General features: G+C 71.5%; 14 protein-coding genes. 12 read left to right on the forward strand and 2 right to left on the reverse strand.

Annotated features, from left to right (window positions below):
• Window positions 1-156: 156 nt before the first annotated feature.
• Window positions 157-774 carry a hypothetical protein gene (locus K5L01_RS00365; protein WP_250060895.1) on the reverse strand — a complete coding sequence of 206 codons (618 nt, stop codon included), beginning with the start codon at window positions 772-774 and terminating at the stop codon, window positions 157-159.
• Window positions 775-841: 67 nt separating this feature from the next.
• The gene (locus K5L01_RS00370) at window positions 842-3,298 is read right to left on the reverse strand and encodes a penicillin-binding protein 1A (protein WP_250060898.1); all 2,457 of its coding nucleotides are present in this window, start codon (window positions 3,296-3,298) and stop codon (window positions 842-844) included.
• Between the two features lie 216 nt (window positions 3,299-3,514).
• Here K5L01_RS00370 and K5L01_RS00375 point away from each other — a divergent pair, with 216 nt between their 5' ends.
• The 12 genes from K5L01_RS00375 to K5L01_RS00430 all read left to right on the forward strand — a co-directional run bounded on the left by K5L01_RS00375 (window position 3,515) and on the right by K5L01_RS00430 (window position 16,651).
• Window positions 3,515-4,573 (forward strand): pilus assembly protein PilM, encoded by a 1,059-nt coding sequence (locus K5L01_RS00375; protein WP_345779161.1) that lies wholly within the window; start codon window positions 3,515-3,517, stop codon window positions 4,571-4,573.
• Entirely contained in the window at window positions 4,573-5,283 is a 711-nt protein-coding gene (locus K5L01_RS00380) for a PilN domain-containing protein (protein WP_250060902.1), read from the forward strand. The genes K5L01_RS00375 and K5L01_RS00380 overlap by 1 nt, the downstream gene beginning before the upstream one ends.
• Window positions 5,280-5,960: a type IV pilus inner membrane component PilO gene (locus K5L01_RS00385; protein ID WP_250060904.1), complete on the forward strand. Its 681-nt coding sequence runs from the start codon at window positions 5,280-5,282 to the stop codon at window positions 5,958-5,960. The genes K5L01_RS00380 and K5L01_RS00385 overlap by 4 nt, the downstream gene beginning before the upstream one ends.
• 26 nt (window positions 5,961-5,986) lie before the next feature.
• A complete protein-coding gene (locus K5L01_RS00390) occupies window positions 5,987-6,496 on the forward strand; it encodes a pilus assembly protein PilP (RefSeq protein WP_250063386.1) in 510 nt (169 codons plus the stop codon).
• Between the two features lie 21 nt (window positions 6,497-6,517).
• A complete protein-coding gene (locus tag K5L01_RS00395; RefSeq protein WP_250060906.1) occupies window positions 6,518-8,398 on the forward strand; it encodes a type IV pilus secretin PilQ in 1,881 nt (626 codons plus the stop codon).
• Window positions 8,399-8,502: 104 nt separating this feature from the next.
• A complete protein-coding gene (locus K5L01_RS00400) occupies window positions 8,503-9,513 on the forward strand; it encodes an AAA family ATPase (protein ID WP_250060908.1) in 1,011 nt (336 codons plus the stop codon).
• A gap of 7 nt (window positions 9,514-9,520) precedes the next feature.
• Window positions 9,521-10,459 (forward strand): DUF58 domain-containing protein, encoded by a 939-nt coding sequence (locus K5L01_RS00405; RefSeq protein WP_250060909.1) that lies wholly within the window; start codon window positions 9,521-9,523, stop codon window positions 10,457-10,459.
• Window positions 10,456-10,911 (forward strand): DUF4381 family protein, encoded by a 456-nt coding sequence (locus K5L01_RS00410; protein WP_250060910.1) that lies wholly within the window; start codon window positions 10,456-10,458, stop codon window positions 10,909-10,911. Before K5L01_RS00405 ends, K5L01_RS00410 begins: the two co-directional genes overlap by 4 nt.
• Window positions 10,908-11,906, forward strand: coding sequence for a vWA domain-containing protein (locus K5L01_RS00415; protein WP_250060911.1), 999 nt, complete (start codon window positions 10,908-10,910; stop codon window positions 11,904-11,906). Before K5L01_RS00410 ends, K5L01_RS00415 begins: the two co-directional genes overlap by 4 nt.
• Entirely contained in the window at window positions 11,903-13,654 is a 1,752-nt protein-coding gene (locus K5L01_RS00420; RefSeq protein WP_250060912.1) for a VWA domain-containing protein, read from the forward strand. The genes K5L01_RS00415 and K5L01_RS00420 overlap by 4 nt, the downstream gene beginning before the upstream one ends.
• A complete protein-coding gene (locus tag K5L01_RS00425; protein WP_250060913.1) occupies window positions 13,651-15,240 on the forward strand; it encodes a protein BatD in 1,590 nt (529 codons plus the stop codon). Before K5L01_RS00420 ends, K5L01_RS00425 begins: the two co-directional genes overlap by 4 nt.
• 121 nt (window positions 15,241-15,361) lie before the next feature.
• The gene (locus tag K5L01_RS00430) at window positions 15,362-16,651 is read left to right on the forward strand and encodes a dicarboxylate/amino acid:cation symporter (RefSeq protein WP_250060914.1); all 1,290 of its coding nucleotides are present in this window, start codon (window positions 15,362-15,364) and stop codon (window positions 16,649-16,651) included.
• The last annotated feature ends 20 nt before the right edge of the window (window positions 16,652-16,671 follow it).

Raw genomic sequence — 16,671 nt, forward strand, 5'->3', positions numbered from 1 at the left:
CGCCATCGCTTATGAAGAACCCCGCTCCGGCGGGGTTTTTTCATGCGCGCCCGGTCGCCGCCGTCGTTGGCGGGCCGGAGGGGGCCTCGGCGCCAAGGGCGCGCGATGTGCAGTGTGGGCCGCCAGGCGTGCGGCGGGAGCCCGGACGGGGGGCGCCTATTCCCCGGGGCCGGCCAGGCGCCGACGCATCTGCGCAAGCGTCGCGCGCGGCAGCGGCTTGCCGTCCTCGCGTGCGACCGGCGGTTGCCGCAGTGCGGCTTCGGGCAGCACCACCAGCTCGAACGGGACCTCGTCGGCGATGAAGCTCCACCCGGGAAAAGGCGCGCGCGCGGTCTGGCCGGCCAGCTGCAGGTGCCAGGTGCGGGCGACGGCGGGAATGCCATGCTCGTCCAGCAGGCGCTGCACCGCCGCGCTGTCATCGCAGTGCAGGTGCAGGACGACCGCAGTGCCGGCATCGGCGGTGCCGGCCAGCACGGCGCCGGTCAGGCGCGGCTCGAAATCGGCCAGGAACTGCATGGCCTGCAGTGCGGCGTCGCGGTGGCGGTGCAGGGCGGCCGGTTGCGATGCCGAGTCGAACAGCCGCTGCTGTTCGCGCAGGATGTCCTCCACCTGGGCCACGCGCGGCCAGCGCGCGTCGTCGCGCACGCCCAGGCGGGCGGCGGCCCTGCGCAGGGCCTGGTCGAGATCGTCGATGCCGCTCTCGCGCACCAGGCGCGCCGCCTCCTGGGCGATCAGCACGCGTTCGCGGTGAAGGCTCGGGCGGGGGCGGGACATGGCGCTCTCCACGGCGGCGGGATGCGTGCCGGCGCGGGAGGGCGTGCAGGCACCCTCCCGCTGGCGGTCAGAAGATATCGAAGGCGGCGTCGTCGGACTGTGCGTCCTGCGGATCGAAATCGAACTCCTGCATCCGGTCCAGGTCCTCGACCTTGATCCACTCGGTGGCCCCGTTGAGGGTCGCCTCCACCATGCCGGCCGGCGGCTCGTTGGTGGCGATCGGCGCGTCCTTCAGGGCCGTCCGCATGTAGTCGATCCAGATCGGCAGCGCCGCGCGGCCACCGTATTCGCGGTAGCCCAGCGAGCGGAAGTCGTCGCGGCCGACCCAGACCGTGGTCGCCAGGGTGCTGCCGAAGCCGGAGAACCAGGCGTCGCGGTGGTCGTTGGTGGAACCGGTCTTGCCGCCCACGTCCGCACGCCCCAGCGCCCGTGCGGCGCCGCCGGTGCCGCGCTGGACCACGTCGCGCATCATCGATACCAACTGGTAGGCGGTGCGCTCGTCGATCGCGCGCGGTGCCGTGCGGGCCTCGGGGTCGGCGCCGCCCTCGGCCGTCCCGGCCGCGGGGGCGTCGTCCCCGGGGGCGGTGGCCGGCGGGGCCTCGGGGCGGGCGGGGGGCGGCGCCGGGGCCGCCTCGGCGCCGAAGTTGAAGCCGTCCACCACCTGGCTGGCAGGCGTGGCGGCCGTTCCGCCCCCGCCGCAGCCGCGGCAGGCCAGAGCCGGGTTTTCCTTGAACACCACGGTGCCGTCGCGGTCCACGACCTCGTCGATCATCCAGGTCTCCACCCGTGAGCCGCCGTTGAGGAACACGGCATAGCCGCGTGCGACCGACAGCGGCGTCAGCGAGGCGGTGCCCAGCGACATCGACAGGTTTGGCGGCAGCTCGGCTTCCTGGAACCCGAACTGGCTGATGTACTTGCGCGCGAAATCCACGCCGATGCTGTCCAGCAGGCGCACCGACACCAGGTTGCGCGACTGCACCAGGGCTTCGCGCAGGCGCATCGGGCCGCGGAAACCGCCGCCATCGTTCTTCGGTTCCCAGGTCTTGCCGCGGCGGTCGCGGAACACCACCGGTGCGTCGAGCACGATGGAGGCCGGGTTGAAGCCCTTGTCGAACGCGGCGGCGTACAGGAACGGCTTGAAGCTCGAACCGGGCTGGCGCCGCGCCTGGGTGGCGCGGTTGAACTTGTTGCCGGCGAAGCTGAAGCCGCCGACCAGGGCGCGCAGGGCGCCGCTGTCGGCATCCAGGGACACCAGCGCCGCCTGCCCGGCGGGCAGCTGTTCGATCAGCCACTCATCGTCCTTGGCGCCACGGCGCACGCGGATCAGGTCGCCGCGCTTGACCAGCTTCGCCGGCGGGCGGTTGGTCCAGCGGCTGGACGCCGCCGGCAGCACCAGCTCGGTGCGGTCGGCCAGCACCACGTCGATGCCGCCATCGGCGTGCAGGGCCGACACCACCGCCGGCAGCAGCCCGGACTGCGCCGACACGCCGGCGGCATGGCGGGCCAGCACCGTGGCGTCGGCATCGGCGGCGAGCTCGAAGTGCTGCTCGGCGCCGCGCCAGCCGCGGCGGTGGTCGTACAGCAGCAGGCCGTCGCGTATCGCGGTGTTGGCGGCCTCCTGCATCCGGCTGTCGATGGTGGTGGTGACGCGGTAGCCCTTGTTGAGCACGTCGCCGCCATGCCGCGCGATCATTTCCTGGCGCACCATCTCGGCCACGTAGGGCGCGTTGACCTCGATCGGCGGTTCGTGCGGGCTGGCGTGCATCGGCACCGCCTTGGCGGCATCGGCCTCGGCCTGGCTGACGAAACCGAGCTCGGCCATGCGCTGCAGCACGTAGTTGTCGCGGCGCTGGCGCGCGCGCTCGGGGTTGCTGATCGGGTTGCCGCTGGAGGGGAACTTGGGGATGCCGGCCAGCGAGGCCATCTCGTCCAGGTCCAGCGCGTCGAGCTTCTTGCCGTAGTAGTACTCGGCCGCCGCGCCGATGCCGTAGGCGCGGTTGCCGAAGAAGCTCTTGTTCAGGTACAGCTCGAAGATCTCGTCCTTGCTCAACTCGCGCTCGATCTTGCGCGCGAGCAGGATCTCGGCCAGCTTGCGGGTATAGCTGTACTCGGAGCTGAGGAAGAACTGCCGCGCCACCTGCTGGGTGATGGTGGAACCGCCGGGTACGCGCTTGGCGTCGGTCGTGGCCAGCAGCCAGAACGCGCGGGCGATGCCCTTGTAGTCGACGCCGCCGTGCTCGTAGAAGCGGGCGTCCTCGGTGGCCAGGAAGGCCTGCTTCAGGCGCTCGGGCACGTCCTCGATCTGGACCGGGTAGCGGCGGGTCTCGCCGAACACGGCCATGAGCTTGCCGTCGGCGGCATGGACGTACATCGGTTCCTGCAGTTCGACGCCGCGCAGCGTCTGCACGTCCGGCAGCTTCGAAGAGATGACATAATAGAGCGCGCCGGCGGCAATCGCGCCGGCCAGCGCCAAGGCGGAGAACAAGGCCAGCAGCCAGCGCAGCCAGCGACGGAAACGGGGCATCAAGCAGGATTCCGATTGCGGATTTGGTAGGCGCAGAGTATAGAGTACGCGTGGAAGCGGCCGGGGCCGCCTTGGGGAAATGGGGTTGGCGAATGGCTGTTGCGGCGTGACGAGTTTCTCGGCCTGCGCGTCGGGCGATTGCCAACCGGAGAAAATTCATTATTAATGCGCGGGCGCAGGTATCGCGTCCAAGTGCCCGTCGGCAGGGGAGAAACCGTGGGGCTTATCCCAAAAAGTCAACCGCCGCTCATCGGCGTTGACATCAGTTCGACTGCGGTCAAGCTGTTGCAGCTGGCCCGCAGTGGCAATCGTTTCCGTGTGGAACACTATGCCGTGGAGCCACTTCCGCCCAGTGCGGTGGTGGAGAAGAACATCGTCGAAGTCGAGGCGGTCGCCGAGGCGGTCCGTCGCGCGGTTGCGCGCTCGGGCAGCAAGGCCAAGCACGCCGCTGCGGCGGTGGCCGGTTCGGCGGTCATCACCAAGGTGATCCCGATGCCGTCCGAGCTGGACGAGGACGACATGGAGGCCCAGGTCGAACTGGAGGCGGTGAACTACATCCCGTACCCGATCGACGAAGTGAGCCTGGACTTCGAGGTCATCGGGCCGGTGCCCAACAACCCGGAAATGGTCCAGGTGCTGCTGGCGGCCTCGCGTTCGGAGAACGTCGAGCTGCGGCAGTCGGCGCTGGAGCTCGGCGGGCTGGTCGCCAGGGTCATGGACGTGGAAGCGTTCGCGATCGAGAACGCATTCGGGCTGGTCGGCAGCGAGCTGCCGGTCGCGGCCGACGGCGTCGTGGCGCTGGTGGACATCGGCGCGACCATGACCACGCTCAACGTGCTGCGCGGCGGGCGCAGCCTGTACAGCCGCGAGCAGGTGTTCGGCGGCAAGCAGCTGACCGACGAGGTGATGCGCCGTTACGGGCTGAGCTACGAGGAAGCCGGGCTGGCCAAGCGCCAGGGCGGGCTTCCGGAGAGCTACGAAGCCGAGGTGCTGGAGCCGTTCAAGGAGGCGACCGTGCAGCAGATCGGGCGCCTGCTGCAGTTCTTCTATGCGGGCAGCGAGTTCAACCGCGTCGACCACATCGTGCTCGCCGGCGGCTGCGCGTCGCTGCCGGGCCTGCCGGCGATGGTCGCCGAGCAGCTGGGGGTGAGCACGTCGGTGGCCAATCCGCTGGCGCAGATGACCCTGGGCCCGAAGGTGCAGGCACAGGCGCTGGCCCAGGACGCCCCCGCGCTGATGATCGCTACCGGCCTGGCCCTGCGGGGGTTCGACTGATGGCGCGCATCAATCTATTGCCGTGGCGCGCGGAGCGCCGCAAGCAGCGCCAGCGCGAGTTCTACACGATGCTCGGGCTGGCCGCGGCGGCCGGCGTGGTGCTGTCCCTGCTGCTCTACTTCTATTACGACGGGCAGGTCGGCGGCCAGAACGAACGCAACCGCTTCCTCGACGCGGAGATCGCCAAGGTCAAGGAGCAGAACCAGGAGATCGAACGCCTGGACCGCCAGAAGGAGCGGCTGCTCGCCCGCAAGCAGGTGATCGAGGAACTGCAGGGCAAGCGCTCGCAGATGGTGCACCTGTTCGACGCGCTGGTGCGCACGATTCCCGATGGCGTGGTGCTGACCTCGCTCAAGCAGGAAGGCGAGATCCTCACCCTGGAGGGACGCACGCAGTCCAATGCCCGGGTGAGCGCCTATATGCGCAACCTCGAGAGCTCGGGCTGGATGAGCAACCCGGAGCTGTCGATCATCGAGGCCAAGGCCCAGGATGGCGCGTCCGGCTTCGTGGACATCAAGTCGCTGCCCTATGTCTTCATCCTGCGGGTGAAGCTGCCGACGCCGGGCCAGGAACAGCCGGGTCTGGCGGCGGACGCCGAACCGGCGCCGGGGGCGTCTCCCGAGGCCGCCGCGCCCGCCGCCGCGCATCCGGACGCCGCCGACGCGGCCGCGCCGGCGGCCCCGGCCGCTGCCCAGGAGGCCCGCCCATGAGCAGGAACAAGAGCAGTTTCAGCAACCTGGACCTCAACAACATCGGCAACTGGCCGAAGGCGCCCAAGCTCGCGTTCTGCGTGCTGCTGGCGCTGTTGATGATCGGCCTGTCCTACCTGCTGGTGATCCGCGGCAAGGCCGAGGAGCTGACCAGCCTGGAGGCGAAGGAAGCTACCCTGCGCCAGACCTTCGAGAAGGAACAGCGGCGCGCGGCCAACCTGGAGCCGTTGAAGCAGCAGCTGGCGCAGATGGAGCAGGTGCTGCAGCAGATGCTGCGGCAGCTGCCCAGCAAGACCGAGATGCCGGACCTGATCATCGACGTGTCGCAGACCGCGCTGTCCAGCGGCCTGAACAACGAATTGTTCAAGCCGGGCGACGAGCAGCTGAAGGAGTTCTACGCCGAGAAGCCGATCGCCTTGCGGCTGGTGGGCAGCTACCACCAGTTCGGCGCGTTCGTCAGCGGCGTGGCGTCGCTGCCGCGCGTGGTGATCCTGACCATGCACGACATCAACCTGAAGCCGAAGGACCTCAAATCCGGCATCTCCGCCCGGGGCGGCGCGCTGGAACTGTCCGGAACGGTCAAGACCTACCGCTACCTGGACGACAGCGAGCTGGAGGAACAGGAGCAGAAGGCCGCCGCCGAAGAAGCGGCGCGCAAGAAGGGGGCACGGCGATGAGGGGAGGCCTTCACATCCACCGGGCGATGTGCGCGGCGGCGCTGGTGCTGGCGCTGGGCGCCTGCTCGCGGGGCATCAGCAGCACGCCGGGCGATGCGCCCAACCTGCGCAAGTGGGTGGCCGACGTGCGTGCGCGTCCGGCGACACCGCTGGATCCGCTGCCGGTGATGCAGCAGTTCGAGACCTTCGAGTACGCGGTCCAGGGCATGCGCGATCCGTTCAGCGACGCCTGGATCAACCAGGAGGGCGGTGCCGGCCTGCGTCCGGACCCGGACCGTCGCAAGGAACCACTGGAAGCGTTTCCGCTCGACAGCCTGGACATGGTGGGGACCATCGGCACCGGCGCGGGCATGGTCGCGCTGGTGATGGGGCCGGACAAGGTGACCTACCGCGTGCGTCCCGGCGTCTACCTGGGGCAGAGCGACGGCCGCATCACCGCTGTGCGCGAGGATGGCGTGGAGCTGATTGAACTGGTGCCCGACGGCGCTGGCGGCTGGCTGGAACGTCCGGCCTCGCTGGCGCTTGACGATCGATGAATGATGATTGGGGATAGCACGATGACTTTTTCCAAAGCCCTGAGCCTGCGTCCCGTCCGGCGCCAAGCGATGGTCCATGCCCGCGCGCTGGGTGTCGCGCTGGCCCTGGCCTGCGGCTCTCCGCTGGTGGCGTTCGCCGCCGATGACCTGCCCGCCGCCGCGACCGCCCAGGCCGCGGTGGCCGTGACCAAGGTCGACTTCAAGCGTGGCGACGACGGCAGTGGCCGCCTGGTCCTGCAGTTCGACGGCCAGGGCGCCAGCCCGGACCTGCGCAACCAGGGCGACAGCGTGGTGGTGGACATCGGCAACGCGGTGTTGCCGCCGGCACTGCAGCGCCCGTTGAACGTGGTCGATTTCGCGACCCCGGTGCAGCGCATCGATGCCCGCCCGTCCGGCGGCGGCGCGCAGCTGGTGCTCAGCACCCAGGGCGCGTTCGAATCGCTGGCCTACCAGTCCGGCAGCGAGTACGTGGTGGAGATCTCGCCGCGGCAGCCGCAGGCGGCGACCGGCGCGGTGACCGCGCGGACCGTGGCCCAGGCCGCCGCCACGGTGGCGGCGCGCGGGTACAGCGGCAAGCCGGTGACGTTCAACTTCCAGGACGTGCCGGTGCGCACCGTGCTGCAGCTGGTGGCCGAGGAGTCCGGGCTCAACCTGGTGGCGTCGGACACCGTGCAGGGCAATGTGACGCTGCGCCTGGTGAACGTGCCGTGGGACCAGGCGCTGGACATCGTGCTGCGCGCGAAGGGCCTGGACAAGCGCCGCGACGGCGGTGTGATCTGGGTCGCGCCGCAGCCGGAGCTGGCCAAGTTCGAGCAGGAGAAGGAAGACGCGCGCATCGCGATCGAAGAGCGCGAGAACCTGGTCACCGACTACATCCAGATCAACTACCACAGCGCCGAAACCATCTTCAAGGCGCTCACCGAGGCCAAGGGCATCGGCGGCAGCAGCGGTGGCGGCAGTGGCAGCAATGGCCAGCGCGAGAACGGTTTCCTCTCCGGCCGCGGCATGATCGTGGCCGACGAGCGCACCAACACCCTGATGGTCAGCGACATCCCGAAGAAGATCGCGCAGATGCGCGAGCTGATCGAGGTGATCGACCGCCCGGTCGACCAGGTGCTGATCGAAGGCCGCATCGTCATCGCCACCGACACCTTCGCGCGCGAGCTCGGCGCCAAGTTCGGCGTCAACGTCAACAACGTGAACAAGGGCACCGGGCGCGGCGACACCTGGGGTGGCACCCTGGGCACCACCGGTGCCAAGGACAGTGTCACCAACACCATCACCGACCGCGGACTCAACGTGAACCTGCCGATCGAGAGTCCGGCCGGCTCGATCGCCTACACCCTGCTGCGCGGCGGCTTCTCGCTCGACGTGGAGCTGTCGGCGATGCAGGAGGAGGGCCGCGGCGAGGTGATGTCTAACCCGCGCATCGTCACCGCCAACCAGCGCGAGGGCGTGATCAAGCAGGGCAAGGAGATCGGCTACGTGACCATCTCCGGCGGCGGTGGCGCCGGCGGCGCGCCGACCGCCAACGTGCAGTTCAAGGAAGTGCTGCTGGAGCTGAAGGTCACCCCGACCATCACCCAGGACAACCGCGTGTTTTTGAACATGAACGTGAAGAAGGACGAGGTCGACCGGTACATGGAAGTCACCGACTACGGCACCGTGCCGATCATCAACCGCCGCGAGATCAACACCGCGGTGCTGGTCGACGACGGCCAGACGGTGGTGATCGGTGGCGTGTACGAATTCACCGACCGCAGCAGCGTGACCAAGGTGCCGTTCCTGGGCGACGTGCCGTTCCTGGGCAACCTGTTCAAGAAGCGCGGCCGCAACAAGGACAAGGCCGAGCTGCTGGTGTTCGTGACGCCGAAGATCCTGCGCGTGGCCAAGCCGGACTGAGCGGGCCCTCGCGGGGCGCGAACGGGCAGGGGCCGCCTCCGGGCGGCCTTTGCCGTTGTGGGGCGGGCTGAACTCTTTCACCGTGGATCGGTCAAACTGCGGCCATGAGCCTGCCCATGCCCCCTTCCGAGCCGACTGCCGCTGGCGACAGCCTGCATGCGGCCTTCGCCGCCCTGCGCGATGCGCTGGGCACCGAGATCGTTGGCCAGTCGCGGCTGGTCGAACGCCTACTGGTGGCATTGCTGGCCGACGGCCACCTGCTGGTCGAGGGCGCTCCCGGCCTGGCCAAGACCACCGCGATCCGGGCGCTGGCCTCGCGCATCGAGGCCGGGTTCGCACGCATCCAGTTCACCCCGGACCTGCTGCCGGCCGACCTGACCGGCACCGATATCTGGCGGCCGCAGGATGCGCGCTTCGAATTCCAGCCTGGTCCGGTGTTCCATCCGATCCTGCTGGCCGACGAGATCAACCGCGCACCGGCCAAGGTGCAGTCGGCGCTGCTGGAAGCCATGGGCGAACGGCAGGTGACCGTGGGGGGGCGGACCTACCCGCTGCCGCCGGTGTTCTTGGTCATGGCCACGCAGAATCCGATCGAACAGGAAGGCACCTTCCCGCTGCCCGAGGCGCAGCTGGACCGGTTCCTCATGCAGGTGCGCATCGGCTATCCGGACGTCGGCGCGGAGACCGAGATCCTGCGGCTGGCGCGCGCGCGCGCGCTGCAGCCGGCCCCCCCGGGAGGGCCGGTGCACGGCCGCCTGTCGCTGCAGCAGGTCCAGCAGGCGCAACGCGCGGTGCTGGCGCTGCACATGGCGCCCTCCCTGGAGCGCTACCTGGTCGAGCTGGTGATGGCCTCGCGCGATGCCTCGGCCTACGACGCCGCGCTGGCGCGGCGCATCGCCTGGGGTGCCAGTCCGCGCGGATCGATCGCACTGGACCGCTGCGCGCGGGCGCGGGCCTGGCTGGCCGGACGCGACTACGTGACGCCGGACGATGTGCATGCGGTCGCGGTGGATGTCCTGGGGCACCGGCTGCTGCCCGGCTACGAGGCGGCGGCCGAGGGCTGGGACGGGGCTCGCCTGGCCGCGGCGCTGCTCGACTGCGTGCCGCTGCCCTGAGGCCGGCATGAGTCCGTCCGGGACGCGGCAGGCAGGCGCGGGCGCGCACGGGGCGGACCCGGACGCGGGCATCGTTCCCACGCTGGACGAGCTGATCGCCCTGCGGCGCAGCGCGGCGCGCACCGCCGATCCGCGGCGCGGCCGGATGGGGACGGTCGCGCGCGCGGCGGCATCGGCGCGCGGCCGCGGCATGGAGTACGCCGAATCGCGTGCCTACGTGCCCGGTGACGACGCCCGGCACATCGACTGGAAACTGAGCGCGCGCACCCGTACCCCCCATACCAAGACCTTCCACGCCGAACGCGAACGCTTGACCCTGCTGGTGGCGGACCGCGCGCCGGCGCTGTACTTCGGGACCCGCATCCGGTTCAAGTCGGTGCAGGCCGCCCGTGCCGGGGCGGTGGCGGTGTGGGCGGCGCTGCGCGCGGGCGACCGCGTGGCGGCGCTGTGCGGCGCCCGCGACGCCGCCGTGGTGGCGCCGGCGGGCGGCATCCGCGGCGCGCTGCGGACGCTGGATGCACTGGTGCGCTGGTACCGTGCGCCGCCTCCGCAGGACGATGGCCTGCCGCAGGCACTGGAGCGGGCCGCACGGTTGCTGCATCCGGGCGCCCAGGTGCTGGTGCTGGCCGATCCGGCAAGTGCCCTGGCGGTCGCGCCGGCACGCTGGTCGGCGTTGGCGCGGCATGCCGATGTCCGGGTGCTGCTGCTGGTCGATCCGCTGGAAATGCAGCCGCCCGCGTGCCGGCTGCCGCTGCAGACGGCGCAGGGGCGGCTGCAGCTGGACCTCGCCGCGGGCGCGGCGCGCGCGGCCTGGGAGCAGGCATTCGCAGCGCCGGTCCAGGCACTGTGTGCGGCCTTGCCCGCTCATCGGGTCCAGGTCCAGGTATTGGCCAGCGACGCCGCCAGCGACGCCTGGCTGCGGCCGCAGTCCGGTGGGCGGCGATGAGCACCCTGGCACTGCGCGACGTGCACCTGCCCGCGGCGCCGGCCTGGTGGCCGCCCGCGCCGGGCTGGTGGCTGGTGGCGGCGGTCCTGCTGGTCGCGGCCGGGCTGGTCGCGGTGCTGCGGGTGCGGCGGCTGCGTCGCCGCCGGCGCTGGGCCGCGCTGTTCGACCGCGGCGTGGCCGCGGCATCCGGTCCGGCCGCACGCCTGGAAGCGGCATCGCAGCTGCTGCGCCGCGCTGCGCGGCACCGTCGGCCGCAGGCGGCGCTGTTGCGGGGCGAGGACTGGCTGGCCTTCCTCGATGGCGGCAAGGGAACAGGGTTCAGTGCCGCCGACGGGCGGCTGCTGCTGGACGGCGGCTTCCGCCGCGACCGGGATGTCGATGCCGCTGCGGCCGAGCGTGCCTGCCGGTTGGCGCGGCGTCGGTTCGTCGGGCTCATGGAGCGGCCGCGATGAGCGGCGGATGGTCGGCATGGCTGGAAGCGCTGCCCGCGTTTGCCTGGCCCTGGGCGTGGCTGGCGCTGCCGTTGCCGCTGCTGATGCGGCTGTGGCCGCAGCGCGCGGCCGGTGGCCCGGCACTGCGGGTGCCGTGGCCCGCGGAGCGCGTGCAGCCTGCGCGCGCGGGGCGGTTGCGGGTGTCGCCGCGCCTGTTGCTGCCGTGGCTGGCGTGGGCCTGCCTGTGCGCGTCCGCGGCGCGTCCGCAGCACCTGGGCGATGCGCTGCCGCCGCTGCGTGATGCACGGCAGATGATGCTGGCGGTGGACCTGTCCGGCAGCATGAGCGAGGCGGACATGCGGCTCGGCGGGCGGGTCGTGGACCGTCTCACCGCCGCCAAGGCGGTGCTCGCCGATTTCCTCGACCGCCGTGACGGCGACCGCATCGGCCTGGTGGTGTTCGGCCAGCAGGCCTACGCGTTGACGCCGCTGACCCACGACCACGAGAGCGTGCGCGCGCAGTTGCGCGACAGTGTGGTCGGCCTGGCCGGGCGCGAGACCGCACTGGGCGACGCCATCGCCCTGGCGGTGAAGCGGTTGCGGGCGCAGCCGGAAGGGCAGCGTGTGCTGGTCCTGTTGACCGACGGTGTGAGCAATGCCGGCGCGCTCGAGCCGCTGAAGGCCGCCGAGCTGGCGGTGGCCGACGGCGTGCGGGTGCACGCCATCGCCTTCGGCGGCGAGGGCGGGTTCTCGCTGTTCGGCCTGCAGGTCGGCGGGGGCGGCGAACAGATCGACGAAGCGACCCTGGCGCGCATCGCCGGGCGGACCGGTGGCCGCTTCTTCCGCGCCCGCGACACCGACGAGCTCGCCGGCATCTACGGAGAGCTGGACCGTCTCGAGCCGGTGCACGGTGCCGGCCCGGTGGTGCGCCCGCGCCTGGAGCGCTATGCCTGGCCCCTGGCCGCGGCATTGCTGCTGGCCCTGCTGGCGATGGCCTGGCCGGGAGGGCGTCGATGACCGCATTCTGGGACAGCCTCCACTTCATGCGTCCGTACTGGCTGTGGGCACTGTTGGTGTTGCCGGCGGCAGCGCTCGGCGCGCGCGCGCGCCAGCGCCGCGACTGGCGTCGGGCGATCGACCCGCACCTGCTTGCGGTACTGCAGGTGGGCGCGGGCCGGGCCGGCATCTGGCCGGCGCTGGCGGCGGTGGTCGGCCTGCTGCTGGCGGTACTGGCCCTGGCCGGGCCGAGCTGGCGCCAGCTCGAACAACCGCTGGCCGTGAGCCGGGCGCCGCTGGTGCTGGTGCTGGACCTGTCCAGCGCCAGCCTGGCGCCGGACCTGGCGCCGAGCCGGCTGCTGCAGGCGCGCGCCAAGCTGGCGGCGCTGCTGCACCTGCGGCAGGGAGGGGAGGTCGGTCTGGTGGCCTATGCCGGCGAGCCGTTCACGGTGGCGCCGCTCACCGACGATGCCGCCAACGTCGCGCTGTTCCTCGACGCCCTGGAGCCGGAGATCATGCCGCTCGACGGGCAGCGCACCGACAAGGCACTGCAGTGGGCCGGTGCGCTGCTGCGCCAGTCCGGTGCCGGAAACGGCGACGTGCTGCTGCTCGGCGACCATGCCGATCCCGCCGCCATCGAGCAGGCCGCACGGTTGCGCGAGGCCGGCCACCGGGTGTCGGCGCTGGGGCTGGGAACCGCCCAGGGCGCGGCCTACCGCGACCGCGACGGCGGCGTCGCCGAGGCGCGGCTGGACGCGGCGTCACTGCAGGCGCTGGCGGCCGCCGGCGGCGGTGGCTACGCGCGGCTGTCGGCGGGCGACGAGGACGACCTGCGCTCGCTGGGCGTGCTGCGGCCGGCGGCCGCTCGCCAGCAGGCGCCCGGCGGTCATGCCCGGGGCTGGCAGGACGAAGGCTATTGGCTGCTGCCGCCGTTGATGCTGCTTGCGCTGCTGGCCTTCCGCCCACGCCGCTTCGTGCCGTTGCTGGCACTGCTGGGGCTGTGCCTGCCGCTGGCCTGGCCGCTGCCGGTACAGGCGGCCGAGGCCGGGGGATGGTGGTGGCGGCCCGAGCAGCGCGATCACCAGCGCCTGACCGCGGGCGTGGCGGCCTACCGGCAGGGCGACTATGCAGGCGCACAGCGCCGCTTCGAAGGCATCGACACCGCGCAGGGCTGGTACAACCTGGGCAATGCCCTGGCCCGCCAGGGACATTACGACGCGGCGATCGATGCCTACGACCAGGCATTGGGACGGCAGCCGGGCATGGCCGATGCCACGGCCAACCGTGCCGCGGTCGAGGCGGCGCGCCAGCGCCGGCCACCGCCGCAGGACGGGGACGGGCAGAGCGGCGCCGGCCGGCAGGATCCGGGGGCGGCGGCTGGACAGCCCCGGGATCCGGGACAGGCCACGGCGCCGCCGCGCCAGGCACAGGGCGGGCGGCCGCCGCCGCGCGGGCAGGAGCCGGCACCCACGCCGCGCGACGGGCAGGCGGCAGCGGAGGCCCGCCAGGAGGTCCCCGCGGCAGCGGATGCGCCGGCGCAGCAGCAGGCCGACCTCGCCCAGCGCGCGCGCATGGCCGAGGCGATGCGGCGGCAGCCCGGCGAGGCCACGGGCGGCGCCGCTGACGCGCCGTCGCCGCCGGAGGCCGGGCAGCGCGAGCGGCAGCAGGCGCTGGATGGCTGGATGCAGCGGGTGCCGGATGCTCCGGGCGATCTGTTGAAGGCGAAGTTCCAGCTCGAATACCAACGGCGCAGGCGGGAGCAACCATGAGCGGGCGATGCCGGGTGCTGACAGGGGTGCTGTTCGTCTGGATGGTCGCGGCGGCGCCGGTGTCGGCGCGCGCCTGGCTGGAGGGTGCGCCAGGCGGTGCGGACGGCCGGCTGTCCGCGGTGTCGGCGCAGGTGGCGCCGCAGGCCGATTCCGTGCGGATGGCCGGCGGCCGGGGACGGTCGGGGCAGGTCGCAGGGAACGGCGTCTCCGGTGCCGCCCTGTTCGCTGCGCTCCTCGCGCCACGCCTGCAGGCGGGGACACGGGGGGTACCGGTGCCGGCGGCGGTCCGCCGCGGCGAGGCCCCGGTGTTCGTGGAAACCGAGGTGGACGACCTGCAGCCGTATGTACAGCAGCGCGTGGCGGTCACGGTGCGGCTGTACTTCGCGCTCCAGCTGGTCTCCGGCGAGCTGACGCTGGCGCCGCCGGCGTCGGCCTCGCTGCAGCGGGTGGGCGAGGAGCGCCGTTCGGTGCGCGACATCGGCGGCCGCAGCTACCACGTGCTGGAGCGGCGCTTCGTGCTGATCCCCGAGCGCAGCGGTCCGTTGCGCCTGGAGGGGGCCGGTTTCAACGGCCGCGGCGTCGGCGGCTTCTTCGACGGCATGTTCGGCACCGGCGGGCGCGCCCTGGAGGCGCATGCGCCGGCCCAGGTGCTGCAGGTGCGGGCGATGCCCGCTGCCGCGCCGCAGCCGTGGCTGCCATTGACCGACCTGCGGCTGCGCTATACCGGCACGGTCCGGCACGCGCGCGTGGGCGAGGCGGTGACCCTGGAGGTGGAGGCGAGCGCGGCCGGTGCCACCCGGGCGCAGTTCCCGGAGCTGCCGCTGCCCGCGGCGGGGCCGGCAGCGCAGGTGCTGGCCGAGCCGGCGCGCTACGACGAGACCTTCGGCGTGGACGGACCGCGGCTGACGGTCACGCGCCGCTATGCGCTGGTGCCGCGGCAGGCAGGGGCGCTGACCCTTCCCGGGCCGCACCTCGCGTGGTGGGACGTGCGCTCGGCGACGGCGCGCACCGCGCGCCTGCCCGACCTCGTCCTGGACGTGGCGGCGGCGCCGGCAGGCATGCCCGGGACGGCCGCGGCGCCGGTGCCGGCGGCCCGGGCGCCGCTGGCCACCGACGACCGGCCACCGGCTGCGGTGGCGGCCAGGGCGGCGTCGCGGTCATGGCCGATGCTGGCGGCCGGTTTCGCGATGCTGTGGCTGGCGACCCTGCTGTGGGCGCTGCTGCGCCGGCACCCGTCGCCGGACGCGCGGACCGCGCCGCGGACACGTGTGCCGGCCGCGCCTGGCGCCACCCACACCCTCGCCGACCTGCGGCGTGCGCTGGACCTGGGCGACCTGGACGATATCGAGCAGGCCCTGCGCGGCATGGCGCGGCCACCCGCCAGGGACCTGGACGCGCTGGCCGCGGGACTCGGCGACACGCGCCAGCAGGCCGCGCTCGAGGCCCTGCGGCGTGCCCGCTGGGCCGGTGGCGCCGCGCCGCAGGCACGCGCCGCGCTGCGGTCGGCGTTCGGCGCGGGCCCCGCCTGGCGGGTCGAATCGAAGGCCGCCGCCGCGCCGCTGCCGCCCCTCTATCCGCCCCGCTGACCCGTGCATTTGGGCACGGGTGGCCGGCGTCCAGCTTTTGTTAAGCTGCGCGATTCTCCTTCCCCCGAACGAGTGCCGACGCATGCCCCAGGCTCAAGTCCCAGCAGTACGGAAATCTCCCATGCCCTTGCAAATCAAAGTGTTGATCGGTTTCGTGCTGGGCACGGCTCTGGGCCTGATCGCACACGCCGTCGCAGGCGATGCTGCATGGGTGCAGGCGGTGATCGGTTACGTCACCCAGCCCTTTGGCCAGATCTTCCTCAACCTTCTGTTCATGCTGGTGGTGCCGCTGATCTTTTCGGCGCTGGTGCTGGGGGTGGCCGAGCTCGGCGATGTGGCTTCGCTGGGCAAATTGGGCTGGAAGACGCTGAACTATACGGCGGTGGTCACGGCATTGGCCGTGCTGATCGGCCTGGTCTGCGTGAACCTGCTGCAGCCGGGCGCGCACATGGATCCAGACATGGTCGAGCGGGCCATCGGCAGCGCCAAGACCGGCGAGATCGTCAGCAAGGGCAATGAGCTGCGATTGATGGACCTTCTGGTGAACATCGTGCCGTCCAACATCGTCAACGCGATGGGTGACGATGGCAAGAAGCTGGGCATCGTGTTCTTCGCGCTGATGGTCGGCATCGGCCTGGTGATGAAGCCGAGCCAGGGTACCAACGCATTCAAGGGCGCGGTACAGGGCCTGTTCGAGGTGTGCATGCACCTGATCGGCATGTTCATCAAGCTGGCACCGTACGCGGTGTGCGCCTTCATGTTCAACCTGACCGCGCAGCTGGGCTGGGACGTCATCCAGAGCCTGCTGTGGTTTGTGGTCACCGTGCTGCTGGCGCTGGCCATCCACGGCTTCATCGTGTTGCCGCTGTGGGTTCGGCTGATGGGCGACATGCCGGTGCGCACGTTCTTCCGCGGTACCCAGGAAGCCACACTGACGGCCTTCGCCACCGCCTCCTCCAGCGCGACCCTGCCGGTGACCCTGCGGGTGGCCGAGGAGAACCTGAAACTGCCGCGCAAGGTCTCGCGTTTCGTGCTGACGGTCGGCGCCTCGGCCAACCACCATGGTTCGGCATTGTTTGAGGGCATCACGGTGTTGTTCCTGGCCCAGGTCTACGGTCTTGAACTGGGTCTGGCGCAGCAGCTGATGGTGCTGCTGCTGTGCATCCTCGGCGGTATCGGCACCGCGAGCATTCCTTCCGGTTCGCTGCCGGTGATCGCGATGATCTGCGGCATCATCGGCATCCGCCCGGAAGGCATCGGCATCATCCTCGGCGTCAATACCTTCCTGGACATGTGCCGTACCTCACTCAACGTCTCTGGAGACCTGGCCATGGCCGTGGTGGTCTCCCGGCGCAGTGGCGTGACCGACGAAGACGTGCCGGACATGCAGGCAACGGGTGGAAAAGAATAGTCCACCGGTGCTTGTCCGAT

The organism is Stenotrophomonas mori (assembly GCF_023556335.1).
GTDB classification, from domain to species: domain Bacteria; phylum Pseudomonadota; class Gammaproteobacteria; order Xanthomonadales; family Xanthomonadaceae; genus Stenotrophomonas; species Stenotrophomonas mori.

What these genes read in the sequence shown, in the direction of transcription:
- K5L01_RS00365 (WP_250060895.1), bottom strand. Translation starts at nt 774, where the DNA reads ATGTCCCGCCCCCGCCCGAGCCTTCACCGCGAACGCGTGCTGATCGCC.
- K5L01_RS00370 (WP_250060898.1), bottom strand. Translation starts at nt 3,298, where the DNA reads ATGCCCCGTTTCCGTCGCTGGCTGCGCTGGCTGCTGGCCTTGTTCTCC.
- K5L01_RS00380 (WP_250060902.1), top strand. Translation starts at nt 4,573, where the DNA reads ATGGCGCGCATCAATCTATTGCCGTGGCGCGCGGAGCGCCGCAAGCAG.
- K5L01_RS00385 (WP_250060904.1), top strand. Translation starts at nt 5,280, where the DNA reads ATGAGCAGGAACAAGAGCAGTTTCAGCAACCTGGACCTCAACAACATC.
- K5L01_RS00390 (WP_250063386.1), top strand. Translation starts at nt 5,987, where the DNA reads ATGTGCGCGGCGGCGCTGGTGCTGGCGCTGGGCGCCTGCTCGCGGGGC.
- K5L01_RS00395 (WP_250060906.1), top strand. Translation starts at nt 6,518, where the DNA reads ATGACTTTTTCCAAAGCCCTGAGCCTGCGTCCCGTCCGGCGCCAAGCG.
- K5L01_RS00400 (WP_250060908.1), top strand. Translation starts at nt 8,503, where the DNA reads ATGAGCCTGCCCATGCCCCCTTCCGAGCCGACTGCCGCTGGCGACAGC.
- K5L01_RS00405 (WP_250060909.1), top strand. Translation starts at nt 9,521, where the DNA reads ATGAGTCCGTCCGGGACGCGGCAGGCAGGCGCGGGCGCGCACGGGGCG.
- K5L01_RS00410 (WP_250060910.1), top strand. Translation starts at nt 10,456, where the DNA reads ATGAGCACCCTGGCACTGCGCGACGTGCACCTGCCCGCGGCGCCGGCC.
- K5L01_RS00415 (WP_250060911.1), top strand. Translation starts at nt 10,908, where the DNA reads ATGAGCGGCGGATGGTCGGCATGGCTGGAAGCGCTGCCCGCGTTTGCC.
- K5L01_RS00420 (WP_250060912.1), top strand. Translation starts at nt 11,903, where the DNA reads ATGACCGCATTCTGGGACAGCCTCCACTTCATGCGTCCGTACTGGCTG.
- K5L01_RS00425 (WP_250060913.1), top strand. Translation starts at nt 13,651, where the DNA reads ATGAGCGGGCGATGCCGGGTGCTGACAGGGGTGCTGTTCGTCTGGATG.
- K5L01_RS00430 (WP_250060914.1), top strand. Translation starts at nt 15,362, where the DNA reads ATGCCCTTGCAAATCAAAGTGTTGATCGGTTTCGTGCTGGGCACGGCT.